General features: G+C 46.2%; 14 protein-coding genes. 11 read left to right on the top strand and 3 right to left on the bottom strand.

Features of this window, described 5'->3' with window-relative positions; all coding sequences use genetic code 11:
• Positions 1-100: 100 nt before the first annotated feature.
• Positions 101-1,684 (bottom strand): alkaline phosphatase family protein, encoded by a 1,584-nt coding sequence (locus B5F25_RS10360; protein ID WP_087249430.1) that lies wholly within the window; start codon positions 1,682-1,684, stop codon positions 101-103.
• Positions 1,684-2,859 carry a DUF4105 domain-containing protein gene (locus B5F25_RS10355; protein WP_087249428.1) on the bottom strand — a complete coding sequence of 392 codons (1,176 nt, stop codon included), beginning with the start codon at positions 2,857-2,859 and terminating at the stop codon, positions 1,684-1,686. Before B5F25_RS10355 ends, B5F25_RS10360 begins: the two co-directional genes overlap by 1 nt.
• A gap of 133 nt (positions 2,860-2,992) precedes the next feature.
• Between B5F25_RS10355 and B5F25_RS10350 the strand changes: the two genes are divergently transcribed.
• The 11 genes from B5F25_RS10350 (at position 2,993) to B5F25_RS10300 (ending at position 15,056) form a co-directional block, all read left to right on the top strand.
• A complete protein-coding gene (locus B5F25_RS10350; protein ID WP_022039037.1) occupies positions 2,993-3,721 on the top strand; it encodes a type III pantothenate kinase in 729 nt (242 codons plus the stop codon).
• Positions 3,708-4,970 (top strand): hypothetical protein, encoded by a 1,263-nt coding sequence (locus B5F25_RS10345; protein WP_087249426.1) that lies wholly within the window; start codon positions 3,708-3,710, stop codon positions 4,968-4,970. Before B5F25_RS10350 ends, B5F25_RS10345 begins: the two co-directional genes overlap by 14 nt.
• Positions 4,971-4,992: 22 nt before the next feature.
• A complete protein-coding gene (locus B5F25_RS10340; protein WP_022039039.1) occupies positions 4,993-6,351 on the top strand; it encodes a hypothetical protein in 1,359 nt (452 codons plus the stop codon).
• 6 nt (positions 6,352-6,357) lie between these two features.
• The gene (lptC, locus tag B5F25_RS10335) at positions 6,358-6,981 is read left to right on the top strand and encodes an LPS export ABC transporter periplasmic protein LptC (protein WP_022039040.1); all 624 of its coding nucleotides are present in this window, start codon (positions 6,358-6,360) and stop codon (positions 6,979-6,981) included.
• 5 nt (positions 6,982-6,986) lie between these two features.
• On the top strand, positions 6,987-8,252 hold the full coding sequence (locus B5F25_RS10330; protein ID WP_087210997.1) for a hemolysin family protein: 1,266 nt from the start codon (positions 6,987-6,989) through the stop codon (positions 8,250-8,252).
• 101 nt (positions 8,253-8,353) lie between these two features.
• Positions 8,354-10,489 carry a peptidylprolyl isomerase gene (locus tag B5F25_RS10325; protein ID WP_087211000.1) on the top strand — a complete coding sequence of 712 codons (2,136 nt, stop codon included), beginning with the start codon at positions 8,354-8,356 and terminating at the stop codon, positions 10,487-10,489.
• Between the two features lie 598 nt (positions 10,490-11,087).
• The gene (locus B5F25_RS10320) at positions 11,088-11,591 is read left to right on the top strand and encodes a UpxY family transcription antiterminator (RefSeq protein ID WP_225226456.1); all 504 of its coding nucleotides are present in this window, start codon (positions 11,088-11,090) and stop codon (positions 11,589-11,591) included.
• A gap of 102 nt (positions 11,592-11,693) precedes the next feature.
• On the top strand, positions 11,694-12,818 hold the full coding sequence (locus B5F25_RS10315; RefSeq protein ID WP_087249422.1) for a hypothetical protein: 1,125 nt from the start codon (positions 11,694-11,696) through the stop codon (positions 12,816-12,818).
• Positions 12,819-13,081: 263 nt separating this feature from the next.
• Positions 13,082-14,329: a nucleotide sugar dehydrogenase gene (locus B5F25_RS10310; RefSeq protein WP_087249454.1), complete on the top strand. Its 1,248-nt coding sequence runs from the start codon at positions 13,082-13,084 to the stop codon at positions 14,327-14,329.
• A 65-nt stretch (positions 14,330-14,394) separates the two neighbouring features.
• Complete coding sequence (locus tag B5F25_RS10305) at positions 14,395-14,643, top strand: DUF6364 family protein (protein ID WP_087249420.1); 249 nt, start codon at positions 14,395-14,397, stop codon at positions 14,641-14,643.
• A complete protein-coding gene (locus tag B5F25_RS10300; RefSeq protein WP_087249418.1) occupies positions 14,640-15,056 on the top strand; it encodes a PIN domain-containing protein in 417 nt (138 codons plus the stop codon). Before B5F25_RS10305 ends, B5F25_RS10300 begins: the two co-directional genes overlap by 4 nt.
• Positions 15,057-15,261: 205 nt before the next feature.
• On the opposite strand, the gene B5F25_RS10290 is transcribed toward B5F25_RS10300, so the two are convergent.
• Positions 15,262-15,695: IS5 family transposase (locus B5F25_RS10290; protein ID WP_140406916.1), on the bottom strand; the 434-nt coding region annotated here is incomplete at its 5' end.

The following is a 15,695-nucleotide window of genomic DNA, read 5'->3' as shown; positions in this document are numbered from 1 at the left end:
TATGTTGTTGTTTTTATTATTTCTATTAAAAATGATTTTGTTAATTCGGTTGCAAAGATAAGCAATTCGCCATGTATCCGAAAAGCTTCTTGATACAAAATTACTTGCGAATGCCTGTAAGAGGGGCTGACATCGCAGCATTAGGCGCCCGAATGCGCATGAAGTGAGCTACCGTAGGAGCTATTGTAGCTACTTTTACCGGAGTATACAGAATTTCCGGCTTGATGTTGTTACCAATGAAAATAAGCGGAACCGATGCATACGTATCCCGCACTACATGAGTAGAATGTGAAACCTCATCGATAACCGACCAGCCGGGCATCACCTCCACGTAAATATCTCCCGAACAATTCGGATTGAATGTATTGCGGATTTTATCGATACGCGGAGTCCATGCTCCCAACAACAGGCGTTGTGAAGAATATGCCGTACGCACGCCACTCATCTGCACAATAAAATCAGAAGCACAGTTCAGTATCTCCGTCAGGTTCAGCTTGCGGTCTTCTATCAGTTTATGGTTCAAGTAGATTTGACGGTCGTAATACGTCTCCACGTATTGCCCGGGACCGTATATCGCCATCAAATACATGTTCAGCAAAGCGGCACAACGCTCGATGTGAAATTCACCGCTGGGGATACGATATTGCTCAGGGTCTTTAGGTTCCGAATCCGCATACCCCGTCGAAGTTATGAAGAACAGCGTATTGGCAAGCCCTACCCTGCGGTCTATCAGTTCCAGCAATTCGCCGATGGAATGATCCAGGCGCACATACATATCCTGAATTTCCATTGCATATTCCGTATTCGGCTTGTGCGCATAGTTGCCCGCATAATACGAAAGGGTGAGCAGGTCGGGAATATTGTCTTTTCCCACCTGAGTATGAAGCAGACATGCATCTACCAAACGGTTCACCTCATCATTCACATACGGACTGGTCTTGAACTTCCTGTATTTTTCCGACCGCTCATCCGAAAAATCGTGTTTGAAAGTCAGTTGCTTGGCGGTAGATGTCACATAACGGTACGAAGTGACTGGCAAATAAGGTCCCCATGTCAAACTACCGATACGGAAATCAAGCCCTTCCTGGTCATTATAGGTAGTCACCCAGTCGGGAAACGTACCATAGTAAGTAGAACCACACCACTTACCTGTTTCATCATTCAGCCAAAGCGCACACTTTGCTGCATGTCCGGCGGAAAGAATCGCCATTTCGCGTGTAGGAGCAATAGAATATACTTCGGCAGCCCCGTTCGATGCCACCATCAGCTCATCCGACAAGGTAGATACCAACAAGTGCTGGGGCGAAGTGCTTTCGGAGGTATAAATGCCCATATAGGCAGGATCGTCTACACACTTTACCATCCGGAGTGTATTACGGTCCATCCAGCGGTTGCCCACAATGCCATTATAATAAGGTGTAGTGCCCGTGTAAACCGATGCCACTGCCGACGAGCGGTCGATATTGATAAAGTCGTATTCCGCATTACAATACACCCGCCCTTCTTTCATCAGCCGTTTGAAGCCTTTCTCGCCATACAAGGCAGAGAATGCCTCGATGTAATCCGAACGGAGCTGGTCGATGGTAAGGCCAACTACCAGACGGGGTACGGGTGACGCGGTCTGTGCCTGCAGCCCGGTCAGTACAATCACGGTGATTAAAGATGTCAGTATGCGTTCTTTCATTACTTTTTGTTCCAAACTAATATACGGCTCACGGAGTTCACCAGCAAACCGAGTGCCAAAGGTAATACTGTTAAATTAAATTCTTGCCCACAAATCGGGATAATCACCATAAATAATGTTAAATACACGATATTTATGACATGATAAGGGTCTTTCAGCCCTTTTTTCTCATGAAAAACGAGGAATGGAAGGTAGAACAACGGCACCGGATTGAACAACCAGAGCAACCAGTTCGAGCCTACCGTGGGGTGGGTAGAGAAGAAAAACAGGAAAGCGACGATACACCCTGCCAGCCCCTGCAGCAAGAGCAACACTACGTCCCATCCCCACCACACACACCGATGCTTCCATTGTACCCATCCCATCACGATGCAAACAATGAGGAACAAGATACCACACGCCACCGGAGATAAAGGAAAACCTGGTTCCACTGGTTCAGGATCGACATTGACGATAGTTGTCTTTTCGGACACCAACGGACGCTTCACTCCGGCGGACGACACAATATAAGCACTATCCGCATAATGCAACATATAGAAAGGAGCAAACATCTGCAGGCGTTTTCCTATCTCCCGGTCCGCCTCCACACCCAAGCAAAGGTCGATACCGAATTCGTCCCACAGAGCTTCGGAGGTAAACTCGTGAATGATGCTACGGAATGTCTTTCCGACGATGGAATCGGCATACACCACTTTTCCTTCGATAGCTTTCTCTATCTGGTCGCGGGCACGGGTGGTACAGTTATCATAAAAATAATTATACCGGTACACCCGATTCTCAGGACGGTAATTCTCTTCGAGCAATCCCAGAAGCCTCAACTTTTCCTCCTGTGTCAGGTTCAGCACTTGCTGATACACCGAAGAGCCACGCATGGCATATTCAGCCCTAAAATATATATAAGGTGTAATACCTAGCTGATAATCGGTCTCTCCTTTCACGAAACGCCACACGAAATGCGGCTCACGGAAATTGAACATCCCGTAATTGAATACCAGGTCAATCTTCCTCGTGTAGTTCTCGTACCGGATAGCCGTATGCCCGAAGTGCGCATAAATTTCGCTTCCCGGCGCACAGGTAAGCAAGCTGAACCGTATGCTGTCCGACTTGAAGCTGGCTGCGCGGGCAAACCCGACTATAAGCAACGCCAAGAGCAAGTATATGAGTTTCCTCTTCATTCTATATTCGTTTCTGTCTCAATCCGGATGCAAAAATACAAGGAATAATTCAGATGTTCGAAAGAAATTATGAGTTTTATTGCGTGACCTATTCATTTTTTAATTTACTTTGCACCGCAAAAAACGAAAAGAAGTGAACTTAGTTATCGACATAGGCAACACTGTTGCCAAACTTGCCGTATTCGACAAAGAAGAGATGGTAGAAGTGCTCCGCGGGTCAAACCATTCGCTGGACTATCTTCCCATGCTATGCCACAAATACCCCATCGGACACATCATCATTGCATCTGTCATCTCGCTCAGCAATACGATACGCAGGCAGCTGAAGAAGATAGACCTGCCCATTCTGGAATTGACGTACGAAACCCCTGTACCTATCCGGAATATGTATAAAACCCCGAAAACACTGGGCATGGACCGGCTGGCAGCGGTAGTAGGAGCCAATTACCTATGTCCGGACAAGAACCTGCTGGTCGTCGATGCGGGTACGGCACTCACCTATGAGTTCATCGATGCACAAGGATGCTACTGGGGAGGAAACATCTCGCCAGGCATCTATACCCGCTTCAAAGCCTTGAACGCTTGTTGCGACAAGCTTCCTCTGATAGAAAAAGGAGGCGACCTGCCCGAGTTCGGCTACAGTACCGAAACCGCAATCCGCGCAGGTGTCATCAAAGGCATCGAGTTCGAAATCATGGGCTATATCCGTCTGATGCAAAAAAAATACCCTGACCTTTTGGTTTTTTTAACCGGAGGAGATAAATTTTCTTTTGATACAAACTTAAAAAGTATCATCTTTGCAGACAGATTTTTAGTATTGAAAGGTTTAAACAGAATATTGAATTATAATGTTAAGAAATAAAGCACTTCTACTCAGCGTCTTGATGATAGGAAGCTGGTTGACGGCCTCTGCCCAGTCAAGCACGAACTCTCCTTATACACGATATGGCCTGGGCGACTTGTCCGACCGCGGTTTTGCCAACAATGCAGCCATGGGAGGCATCGGTTACGGCCTGCGTTACAGCGAACACATCAACCTGACCAATCCGGCATCCATATCTTCGGTCGACTCTCTTTCGTTCATGTTCGATATGGGAATGAGCCTGAAAAGTTCGAACTACAAGGAAAACGGCATCAGTTCCAATGCCAAGAACTCCAGCTTTGACTATATCGCCATGCAGTTCCGCCTGCACAAGCGCTTGGGTATTGCCGTCGGATTCACTCCGTTTTCGAACGTAGGATATAACTTTTCGACCACTACCCCTGTAGAAGGAAGCGAAAGCTATACGGCTACCAATACATTTTATGGCGACGGAGGTCTGCAACAGATTACCGCAGGGCTGGGATTCAAGATACTGGATAACCTTTCTATCGGAGCAAGTGCCGGATACATGTACGGCTCGCTCAATTACCAGTCCAGTGTAGGATTCAACACTACCAGCGACCAGACCATTGTCTACAACGAAGTCAGGGTAAAAAGCTATGTGGCCAATTTTGGCTTGCAATACACCCAGAAGATCAACAAGACTGACAACCTGACACTGGGCTTGGTGTACGAACTGGGACATACCCTGAACTCGACCGACACGCGAGGCATTCAAGTTACCGACAATTCGAATTATTCTACAACAAACGAAACGAACATATACGATTCGTATGGCATTCCGCACACATTCGGTGCCGGTGTGGCATATATGCATAAAAACAGGCTGACCATCGGTGCCGACTATACCCTGCAAAAATGGGGTTCGGTAAAATACAACAACCAGACCGATATGTATAAAGACCGCAGCAAAATCGCGATAGGAGCCGAATACCTGCCCAACCCCATCGGAAGAAACTACTTGGCACGGGTACGTTACCGCGTAGGCTTCAATTATGCCACTCCTTACCTGAAGCTTCCCCAATTCGAAGGTCCTTCCGAATACAGTGTCAGTGCCGGATTCGGATTCCCTCTCAATGTATTTCAATACAAGACTGTCTTAAGCCTGACAGGAGAATATGTACGCGTGCAGCCTTCAGTTGCCAATGTATTATCAGAGAACCGCTTTGTCATCAAGTTGGGCCTGACCTTCAACGAACGCTGGTTCATGAAATGGAAAGTCAACTAAGGAAGCGGTTATCCGCAATGCCATGAAGTATGCAGGTTTATTGGTAATATGGCTCCTCTGTTCCCTTTCAGCCAATGCACAAAAAGGAATAGAAGATGGTTCACGCTTCGGACACGGTGAAGATAGTGTCCGGTGCATACAGCATATTGCCCTGTATAAAACATATCTGCAAAAAAATGATTTTGCCCAAGCCTACAGCCCATGGAAATCAGTATTTACCGAAGCCCCCTGGGCATCTCCCAATATCTACACCGATGGCACCCAAATCCTGCGTGCACTGATTGCCGATTCGGATAACGAAACAAAGGAAGAGGATTACTTGACAGAATTGATGAATATACATGACCAGCACATACAATATCTGGATTCATTGAACACATTGACCCATACACCGGTTACCCCCGGATTCGTCTTGGGGATGAAGATACACGACTATGTCATGTTCTCGGGTACCGACATCAATATAGACAAGGCATACAGAAAAGAACAAGAAGCCATCGGCATGGAAAAAGAGAAGTCCACTTATTATATGCTGGAAGACCTCATGGACCTGTCGCTGCAAAAGTTGAAAACAAATGCCGGACACATCGAACAGTTTATCCAAGACTACCTGAAGGCATCCCGCTACATCCGCTTCCGTTTGGAAAGCACCATAAACGACCCACAGAAGCAACATCTATGGTCGATAACAAAAGACTACATAGACACCCGCTTTATCGAGAGCAGATGTGTAACCTGTGAGGACTTACAAAAACTATATGCCCCCAAAATAGAACAGCATAGAACCGACCTGGCATATATCAATCTGGTTCTTTCTACCCTGAGACAACTGAAGTGCACGGGTGAAGAAGTATATCTGACGGCTTCAGAAGCCGCCTATACCTTAACGCCTACAGCTGGACTTGCAGCAGAATGTGGACGCTTATGCTATCAAAGGGGCAAAATAGAAGAAAGCATAACCTACTTTGACGAGGCGGCAATGCTGGCCCCCAATCCTGCGGACAAAGCCGAATATTGCTATCGCGCGGCAAGAGTCTTGTTTCAAGACAAACAATGGAAACGGGCAAAACAATATGCACTCAAATCCATATCCCTTGATAAAGACGAAGGTAAACCGTACATATTGATTGCGCAAATGTATGCTTCGAACCCCAACTGGTGCAAAGAAGCTACCCTGAACCAATGCACTTACTTTGCCGTAATCGACAAGCTGCAAAAAGCCCAATCAGTCGATACAAGCACAGCCGATGAAGCAACCCAGCTCATCAATACCTACCAGAAACATATCCCTACCGAAAAAGCACTTGCCGGCTTGGGACTGAAGAAAGGCAACGCCGTCATTTTGGGCGGATGGATAAACGAAACCATAATCTTAAGATAAACCGACATGATACAACATAAACCGAACCAAAAGAAATACATGATACCGCTGTGCCTGACGATTGCCGTATGGGCAATTTTAATGGTTGTCTTACTGCCTTCATGCGGGAAAAAAGAAAATCTGGCAGAAGCTGTAGGAAAAGGAGACTCCATCCCAGACATGCGCACCACCGGAGTAACCACCTACATCTCCGACTCTGGAATGATACGCTATAAAATCATTACAGCCGAATGGCTTGTTTACAGCCGGATAGACACCCCGTATTGGGCATTCCAGAAAGGCATTTACCTGGAAAAGTTCGATACCCTGTTCCACATAGACGCCAGCATCAAAGCAGATACGGCTTTTTATTACGAACCCAAGAAATTATGGGAACTTCGCGGCAATGTACATATACGTAGCCAACGGGGCGACAAATTCGACACCCAACTGATGTATTGGGACCAAGGCAAAGAACGAATCTATTCCGACCGCTATATCCGGATCGAACAGCCCGACAAAATACTAACCGGATACGGATTCGAATCGAATCAGCAAATGACCGAATACCAAATATTCAATAATACCGGTATCTTTACCGTAGAAGATACAGCACCGGCAGATACCGTCCAACAACCGAAAACCAATTAAGTGACATGACGAGCCTTATCATTAACCTAATCATATGCATGACACTTTCCGTCTTTTTCGCAGGGACGGAAATAGCTTTCCTCTCCTCCAGCAAGTTACGCTTCGAGATGAGGAAAGACAATAGCTTGTCGGCACAGATTCTTTCCAAATTTTACCACGATGCCAATCACTTCGTGTCTACCATGCTGGTAGGAAACAACCTCTCGTTGGTAATGTTCTGCATCGGGATGACACAATTGTTCGGGCAATATGCATTCCCCCGTACATCCCTGCCTGCTGCCTGGATAATAATCATCGAAATCCTGACCTCTACGGCAATCATGATTCTCACCATCGAATTTATCCCCAAAACATTGTTCAAGATGTTTCCAGGACACATGTTGCGACTTTTTGCCGTACCCGCCTTCATCTTCTATATAATCCTGTATCCCATCAGCTGGCTTGTGGCATCACTCTCCACCGGCATTTTACGCATATCCGGACATAAAGTCGATAAAAAAGTAAAAGAAAAGGCATTCACCAAAGTCGACCTCGACACATTTATTGAAAACAGCTTGAAAGACACGAATGACCCGGAGAACATCAACACCGAAATCGAACTGTTCCGCAATGCCCTCGACTTTACGAATATCAAGGTACGCGACTGCATGATTCCCCGTACCGAAATCATAGCTGTAGAACTCGATACTCCACTCGAAAAACTAAAAGAAACATTTATCGAGCATGGCATCAGTAAAATCATCGTCTATAAAGAAAGCATTGACAATATCGTAGGCTATATCCATTCCTCTGAAATGTTCAAGCCTCTCACCGACTGGCACAAAAACATACGCCGCATCCCTATCGTACCCGAATCGATGAGTACCCATAAACTGATGAAACTGTTGATGCAGCAAAAACGGTCACTTGCCGTAGTAGTCGATGAGTTCGGAGGTACATCAGGTATTGTATCCATGGAAGATCTGGTAGAAGAAATCCTGGGTGACATTGAAGATGAACATGATACCAAATCTACCATAGCCAAAGCCATCGGTGACAACGAATACATTTTCTCCGGACGGCTTGAAATTGAAAAGGCAAACGAGGAATTCGGACTCAACCTGCCCGAAAGCGACGAATACCAAACCATCGGAGGGCTGATTCTCCACGAATTCCAAAGCTTTCCCAAACCTCATGAAATAGTAAACATCAACCATTTTCATTTCAAGATAATCAAGGTCACAGCTACGAAAATAGAGCTGGTCAAACTGAAAGTTATGCCTCAAACATAAGGAAAACATCATTTTTTTTGAGGAAAAACGACACTGCTACGTACATTTTTTGTATCTTCGTGCGCTAAAAGGAAAAACAATAAACAAAATAATAACTTTAAATGGCAACTTTACAATCAATTAGAAGCAAAGGACCACTTTTGGTCATCGTAATCGGTCTTGCCTTATTCGCTTTCATTGCGGGTGATGCATGGAAAGTTCTCCAGCCGCATCAGGGAAGACAAGACGTCGGAGAAGTCAATGGAGAAAAACTCTCCGCACAAGAGTATCAAAAAATGGTAGATGAATTCAGCGAAGTCATCAAGCTGACCAACGGGCTGAACTCGTTGAACGAAGACCAGCTGACAAACGTCAAAGACCAGGTATGGAACACTTATGTCACCAACCAGCTGATAGCAGGAGAAGCAGAGAAACTGGGACTGACTGTTACCGATAAAGAACTTCAGGCAGTCATCGATGAAGGTACGAACCCGCTGCTGATGCAGACTCCGTTCCGTAACCCACAGACAGGAGCATTCGACAAGGATATGCTGAAAAAATTCCTGGTAGAATATGCCAACCTGGGCTCATCACAAATGCCTGCACAATATGTAGAGTATTACCAAAAACTGGGTAACTTCTGGACATTTGTAGAAAAGACATTGAGACAATCTTTGCTGGCATCCAAATACCAGAATCTGATTGCAAAATCCTTGATTTCGAACCCGGTGGCAGCAGAAGATGCTTTCAAGGGACGCACCGAACAAAGCGACCTGCTTCTGGCTGGGGTTCCTTATGCCAGCATCAGCGATTCTACCATCACCGTATCCGATGAAGAAATCAAGAACTTATACAACGAACGGAAGGAATCTTACAAACAACCGGTCGAGACCCGTGACATCCAGTACATCGATGTACATGTAGTACCTTCTGCCGAAGACCGCGGTGCCGTATTGAAGGAAGTAACCGAATTTACAGACCAACTGGACAAAACCACTACAGACTATGCTTCATTTGTCCGCTCTACCGGTTCTACCGTCAACTATACAGGCGTAGCCATCAACAAGACTTCACTGCCACAAGATGTAGCAGCCCGTCTTGACTCTGCGTCAGTCAACGAAGTATACGGTCCTTATTACAATGCGGGCGATGACTCGTACAACACGTTCAAGATTCTTGCCAAGACTACGGCTCCCGACTCTATCCAATTCCGTCAGATTCAGGTAATGGCAGACACAGAAACAAGACGTACCGAACTGGCAGACAGCATTTTCAATGCTATCAAGGGAGGTGCCGACTTTGCAGAAGTGGCAAAAGCATACGGACAGACAGGCGAAGCTACATGGGTGAATGCCATGAGCTGGGAAGGTGCTGCATTGGATGCTGACAACTTGAAGTACATCCAGACACTTATCAACCAGCCGGTAAACGAACTGAAGAACCTGAAAGTAGGACAAGCCAACCTGATTCTTCAGGTAATGAGCAAAAAGGCTATGAAACCGAAATATGATGTAGCCGTTATCAAATGCCCGGTTGAATTCAGCAAAGAAACATACAATGATGCTTATAACAAATTCAGCCAGTTCGTAGCACAGAACACAACGCTGGAAGACATGAAAAAGAACGCAGAAGAAGCCGGTTACACAGTAATTCCACGTTCCGATTTCACCAGCGATGCACACTACGTAGGCAACATCCACTCTACCCAGGAAGCCTTGAGATGGATTTTCAACGCTAAAGCTGGCGAAGTTTCTCCGCTTTACGAATGTGGAGACAATGATCACATGATTATGGTAGGCGTAGAAGCCATCAACAAAAAAGGTTACGTCAACATCAACAAAGTAGCAAACATGCTGCGTAACGAAATCATCCGCAACAAGAAAGCCGAACAATTGATGGGACAAATGAAGGACTTCAACAGCCTGGCACAAATAAAAGAAATGAAAGATGCCGTAAGCGACAGCGTAAAACACGTAACGTTCAATGCCCCGGCATACATTTCTGTTACACATGCCAGCGAACCTGCCATCAGTGCTTACGCTTCGAAAACCGACGTAGAAAAGGTATCGGCACCTATCAAAGGCAACGCAGGTGTCTATATGATTCAAGTATACGCCAAAAACAAAGGCAGCGAAGAATTTGATGCTAAAAAAGAAGAATCTGCACTCTCATCCATGAGTTCAGCCTATGCAAATCAATGCATCTCCGAACTGCGTGAAAAAGGTAAAGTAACCGACCAGCGTTATTTATACTTCTAACGACAACTACCCCATTCAAACAAGGAAGGTGTGCCGAAATGAAAACTAACTTTTCGGCACACCTTCCTTGTTTTTTATCCATTCAGAATTTGTTTTGAAACGCGGATTAACCCAGATTAGCACGGACAATAGTTTATACTATATGCGGTATAGACTATGTATTTTAATGAAACATAACTATTCACCACAGAGGCCACAGAGTACCACAGAGGAAAAATTTAAAAGACTCTGTGTACCTCCTTTAGTGTCAGTGGTGAGAAATGCACAAATCTGTATCACGTATAATATATAACAATTCAACCAGGGGAAAAATGAACATCTCCTATTATGAGACGGATGGAATCCGTCATGGAAACCAACACCGATGCAGGCGTTGTTGGGAGCAGTGACGGAGCTGGAACAATCTTATGAAAATAAAGAGAAGCCAACAGTCCGGCGCGTATAACTGCTTGTTATTGAGTATTTCACAATAGCTTGCAGGATTAGAAGAAATGTCCCTGCCTGAACCATGAATGAATCTTACCCTAACATACAGGACGGTATCCCGGCGGCAGACGCCGCTTTGCCCGATGAACACGGCCGTTTGAAATGGTTCGTCATGCGCGACCTTAAAAGATGCAACGCCAGGCTACCGGCATACAGGCTGTTCAAGGAGCTGGGGATAGAGGCTTTTACACCGATGGTGTGGAAACTTTCGGTAAGGCATGGCAAACGGTGCCGTGAGAAAGTCCCTTTCATGCAGGACCTGCTTTTCGTGCATGACACCCGGCATTCCATCGACTCAGTCGTTGAATCGTACAACACCATCCAGTACCGCTATGTGCGTGGCGGCTACAGGATCCCCATGACGGTAAGGGATGCCGACATGCAGCGTTTCATCCACGCCGTAGAGTCCTCCGAGAGTCCACGTTATTACACGCCGGATGAAATATCCTCCGACATGATAGGCAGGAAAGTACGTATTATCGGCGGTTTCCTGGACGGTTATGAAGGATATCTGCAAAAACTGCAGGGTTCACGCATCAGGCGTCTGTTCGTCGGACTCCCCAACCTCCTGACCGCTTCCGTTGAGGTACAGCCGGAATACATCCTGTTTTTATAGTTGACAAGGTATCAGTTGACAAGGCAACAAGGTTCTGATTACACTAATGGCATCTAAAACCTCGTCAACTTGTCAACCCGTTAACTTGTCACCTGAAATAAAATGCATACGATAGACCAGTTCAAGTCCCGATGGAAACGCCTTCACCATCCGTCCATGAACGTGGACGGCGACGTGACTTTCTTTTATGGGATCTATGTCAGGCTGCACCATCTGGCGGAACAGGATGCACGGGCATTCGATGGGCGGCTTATCCTTTCCCTGCTGCTTTATACGGAAAATACCGTCGCCATCGGGCTTGACGGCGTTTACGAAGACATGTACCGCAGCCTGGGCAATGTGGTGTTCCGGTGGTGCGACGGATCCGGCATGAGTGCCAATGCCACCTCACAGGTCCACGACCTTGTGTCACAGGCTGTGGCGGATGCCCCCTGCAGCGCCCTCAGGCAATGGATAACGGAAAGCGTGCTGTCATGCGACTTCCAGCGTCTGAGCGATGTGCTGACCTATTTTGCACGGGAAGACAGGGTCCTGCGGCATGTCTATCCGGACTTGCGCTGCCGCAAGCCGATGTTCCTGCGGCTCGCCGGAGAAAAGCAGGCAGCCCGGCAGATGTTATGGGCGGACCTTGCCTTCAACTGGCAGGACAAACACGGCAATTCCCTGCCGGCTACTTTGGCAAGGCAGTGCCGTCTGACGGCTCCTTTAATGGAGGAGTGGGAAAGGCTCCCGCTGCAGGAAGCGGCAGGCCTTCTCGATACCGTCCGTTCCGAACGGCTGGATACCTATACGGTCATTGGCGTAAAAGACGGACGTACATTCACTTTGCGCCACAGGGACGGCAGGCTGTTCAAGGACGTAACGTCCCGTAGCCCTGTCCCAGAGGATGTCCGGACCGGCTGTCTCGCCGCCCAGCTCGTCTTTTATAAGGACAAGGCATACATCAGCGGCCCTGCTGTCCGGCTTACGGATGACGCCGCAGCCGGCTGGAACGGGGAGACCATCTGGAGCGACATCTTTAAAAAGGAGCATGAGGCAGCAAGGCAGGTCTACTTCACCACACCGTTCGGCAGACGGATCAGCCTTTACGAAGACCTGTATACCATCCCGGAAGACCCTGATGAAGCCAGCTATGCCGGCATGGGCATCTACCTGGACGAACCCAACATCTTCGATTTCCTGGAATGGCTGAAACCGTCGGATAATGCTCAAGGAGTATCACGATGAGCCAGACAAGCTACACGGGTAGGAAGACTCCAAGTCTGCCTGCATCATCAACGGCGGCAAGAACCTCATCGCCCCGAACGCGCGGCAGGCAGAACAGACCATACAGGATAGTATCCACGAAAAATGAATATATACTGCAACTGCTGATGAATATATACTGCAACTGCTGATGAATATATACTGCAACTGCCGATGCAGTATATATCCCTAAAAAGCATGAGCGATTGCCTACAACCACAATAGAACAACATAAACTTACCGATATGAAGAATATAAAAATAGCCGTAGCCGGAACAGGTTACGTAGGACTTTCCATTGCCACGCTCTTGGCACAACACCATCAGGTAACGGCTGTAGACGTGATACCCGAAAAGGTAGACTTGATCAACCAACGCAAGTCACCCATCCAGGACGAATACATTGAAAAGTATCTTGCCGGGAAAGATTTGAACCTGACCGCAACCTTGGACGGAGCAAAGGCATACAGTGATGCAGATTTTGTGGTGATTGCAGCACCTACTAATTACGACCCGGTAAAGAATTATTTCGATACCAGCCATGTAGAAGAAGTCATTGAACTGGTAAAGAGTGTCAATCCGCACACCATCATGGTGATTAAGAGCACCATTCCCGTAGGCTATACCGAAAGCATCCGCAAGAAAATGCAGTGCGACAACATCATTTTTTCACCCGAATTCCTGCGCGAAAGCAAGGCATTGTATGACAACCTCTATCCCAGCCGCATCATCGTAGGCAGACCCGAAGGGGATAAACGGCTGGATGAAGCAGCCCACACATTCGCGGAATTATTGCAGGAAGGAGCAATAAAGGAAAACATTGACACCTTGTTCATGGGTACAACGGAAGCCGAAGCGGTGAAACTTTTTGCCAATACCTATCTTGCCTTGCGTGTAAGCTATTTCAACGAACTGGATACCTACGCAGAAATGAAAGGACTCAATACACAGGCTATAATCAACGGTGTTTGTCTTGACCCACGAATCGGCACTCATTACAACAATCCGAGTTTCGGTTATGGTGGTTATTGTCTTCCTAAGGACACGAAACAGCTACTTGCCAACTATGCCGATGTGCCCGAAAACCTGATTCAAGCTATCGTGGAAAGCAACCGAACAAGAAAAGATTTTATTGCTGACCGTGTACTTCACAAAGCTGGTTACTATAATTATTATAACCGTGGCGATTTCAATCCATCAGAAGAAAAAAAGTGCGTCATCGGTGTTTACCGCTTGACAATGAAATCAAACTCGGACAACTTCCGTCAGTCAAGCATCCAAGGTGTAATGAAACGGGTGAAAGCCAAAGGTGCGGAAGTGATAATCTACGAGCCTACGCTGGAGAATGGCAGTACGTTTTTCGGCAGCAAGGTGGTGAATGACCTGGATGTTTTCAAGGCGCAGAGCCAGGCGATTATCGCCAACCGCTATGACGCTTGTCTGGATGATGTACAGGAAAAGGTTTATACGAGGGATTTGTTTGGAAGAGACTGATTTTGAAATATACTCCTTGCTTATAACAAAAATAATTTTTATTTTTGCAGAAAAGGGATAAAGCTATGGCAACGACAGCAATCAGACTGAACAAGGAATTGGTAGACAAGGCGCAAGCATACGCTACAGCAGAAGGGAAAAGCCTTTCTTCCATTATTGAAGATTTTCTTTCGCGTCTCACCTCTTCAAGAGAAGAGACGGAAGAAATTCCGGATATTGTATTGAGTCTGTTAGGAGCTGGGGCTCCGGTAGATGATGACGACATCAACGGACGGAAAGCCTATTATGGTCATTTAGAACAGAAGCATCAATGAAAAGGGCATTTCTTGATACAAATGTTGTAATAGATTTGCTGGATAAGCGTGAAAGGTTCTATCCTGCTGCTGTAAAATTGTTTACGTTGGTCTATAAAAGGGAATTGTCTTTATATATCTCTCCTTTGACTTATGCCACAGCAGCTTATGTCCTTCGAAAACATCCTATTGAAGAATTACGTATACTCTTATCTAATTTGCGTAAACTTTCGCATGTAACTTTAGCTGATGAACAAACTGTTGACAATGCGCTGTCTTCCGGTTTTGATGATTTTGAGGATGCGTTGCAGTATTGTTCAGCTATAAAAGAAAACGTAAGTGTCATTGTTACCCGAAATGTTAAAGACTTTTCCTTGTCTAAACTTCCGGTTATGACACCAGATGATTTTTTAGCAAGATATTTCTGTAAGTAGTCAAAAAATGGCTATTGATTGAAATGGGTAACTTCGCTGCCAACCAAATTTATAGAATTATGTATAGCAGTGAAGATCTTGAAAGGTTTTACTTTCAGTACCAGACCGAGGCTTTGCCTCATGGAGAATCTCTCCAGTCGTTTTGTGTCAAGAACAAAGTCCCTTATAACATTTTCCAGAAATGGTTTAAGAAGCTGTTTTGATTTCATTCGATAAATTTGTTAAGCATGATTTGTATGAATGCAATCTGTACCATAGCTTCTGCGGTTTCAGCAAGGAATTCATAATCGATGGTCAGCCTTCTGAAGTTTTCCAACCATGAGAAAGAGCGTTCCACAATCCAGCGTTTGGGCAGTACTTGAAATTTGGATGGACATTCGTCCGGTCTGAGTACGACCTCCAATATCCATCCGAATTTCTTCTTGACCCAATCAGCCCAATCTCCCCTGTAGCCTCCATCCGCCAATATTTTAACCAAGCGCGGAAATTTATAAGCGAGTTTTTCTATGGCTTGTGGGGTGCCCTTGCTGTCATGCAGGTTGGCTTCATGGATTGCGACGGCTAACGGAAGGCCGAGCGTATCGACTATGATGTGCTCTTTCCGTCCCTTGATTTTCTTGTTCCCGTCTATACCACGGT

Source organism: Bacteroides sp. An19, assembly GCF_002160215.1.
In the GTDB taxonomy this organism is placed as follows: Bacteria; Bacteroidota; Bacteroidia; order Bacteroidales; family Bacteroidaceae; genus Phocaeicola; species Phocaeicola intestinalis.
The sequence above is the reverse complement of the archived record's forward strand: the minus strand, read 5'-3'. Positions and strand labels throughout refer to the sequence as shown.

Coding starts and splice junctions, on each gene's coding strand:
- B5F25_RS10360 (WP_087249430.1), bottom strand. CDS start 1,684: ATGAAAGAACGCATACTGACATCTTTAATCACCGTGATTGTACTGACC.
- B5F25_RS10355 (WP_087249428.1), bottom strand. CDS start 2,859: ATGAAGAGGAAACTCATATACTTGCTCTTGGCGTTGCTTATAGTCGGG.
- B5F25_RS10345 (WP_087249426.1), top strand. CDS start 3,708: ATGTTAAGAAATAAAGCACTTCTACTCAGCGTCTTGATGATAGGAAGC.
- B5F25_RS10340 (WP_022039039.1), top strand. CDS start 4,993: ATGAAGTATGCAGGTTTATTGGTAATATGGCTCCTCTGTTCCCTTTCA.
- lptC (WP_022039040.1), top strand. CDS start 6,358: ATGATACAACATAAACCGAACCAAAAGAAATACATGATACCGCTGTGC.
- B5F25_RS10330 (WP_087210997.1), top strand. CDS start 6,987: ATGACGAGCCTTATCATTAACCTAATCATATGCATGACACTTTCCGTC.
- B5F25_RS10325 (WP_087211000.1), top strand. CDS start 8,354: ATGGCAACTTTACAATCAATTAGAAGCAAAGGACCACTTTTGGTCATC.
- B5F25_RS10320 (WP_225226456.1), top strand. CDS start 11,088: ATGCGCGACCTTAAAAGATGCAACGCCAGGCTACCGGCATACAGGCTG.
- B5F25_RS10315 (WP_087249422.1), top strand. CDS start 11,694: ATGCATACGATAGACCAGTTCAAGTCCCGATGGAAACGCCTTCACCAT.
- B5F25_RS10310 (WP_087249454.1), top strand. CDS start 13,082: ATGAAGAATATAAAAATAGCCGTAGCCGGAACAGGTTACGTAGGACTT.
- B5F25_RS10305 (WP_087249420.1), top strand. CDS start 14,395: ATGGCAACGACAGCAATCAGACTGAACAAGGAATTGGTAGACAAGGCG.
- B5F25_RS10300 (WP_087249418.1), top strand. CDS start 14,640: ATGAAAAGGGCATTTCTTGATACAAATGTTGTAATAGATTTGCTGGAT.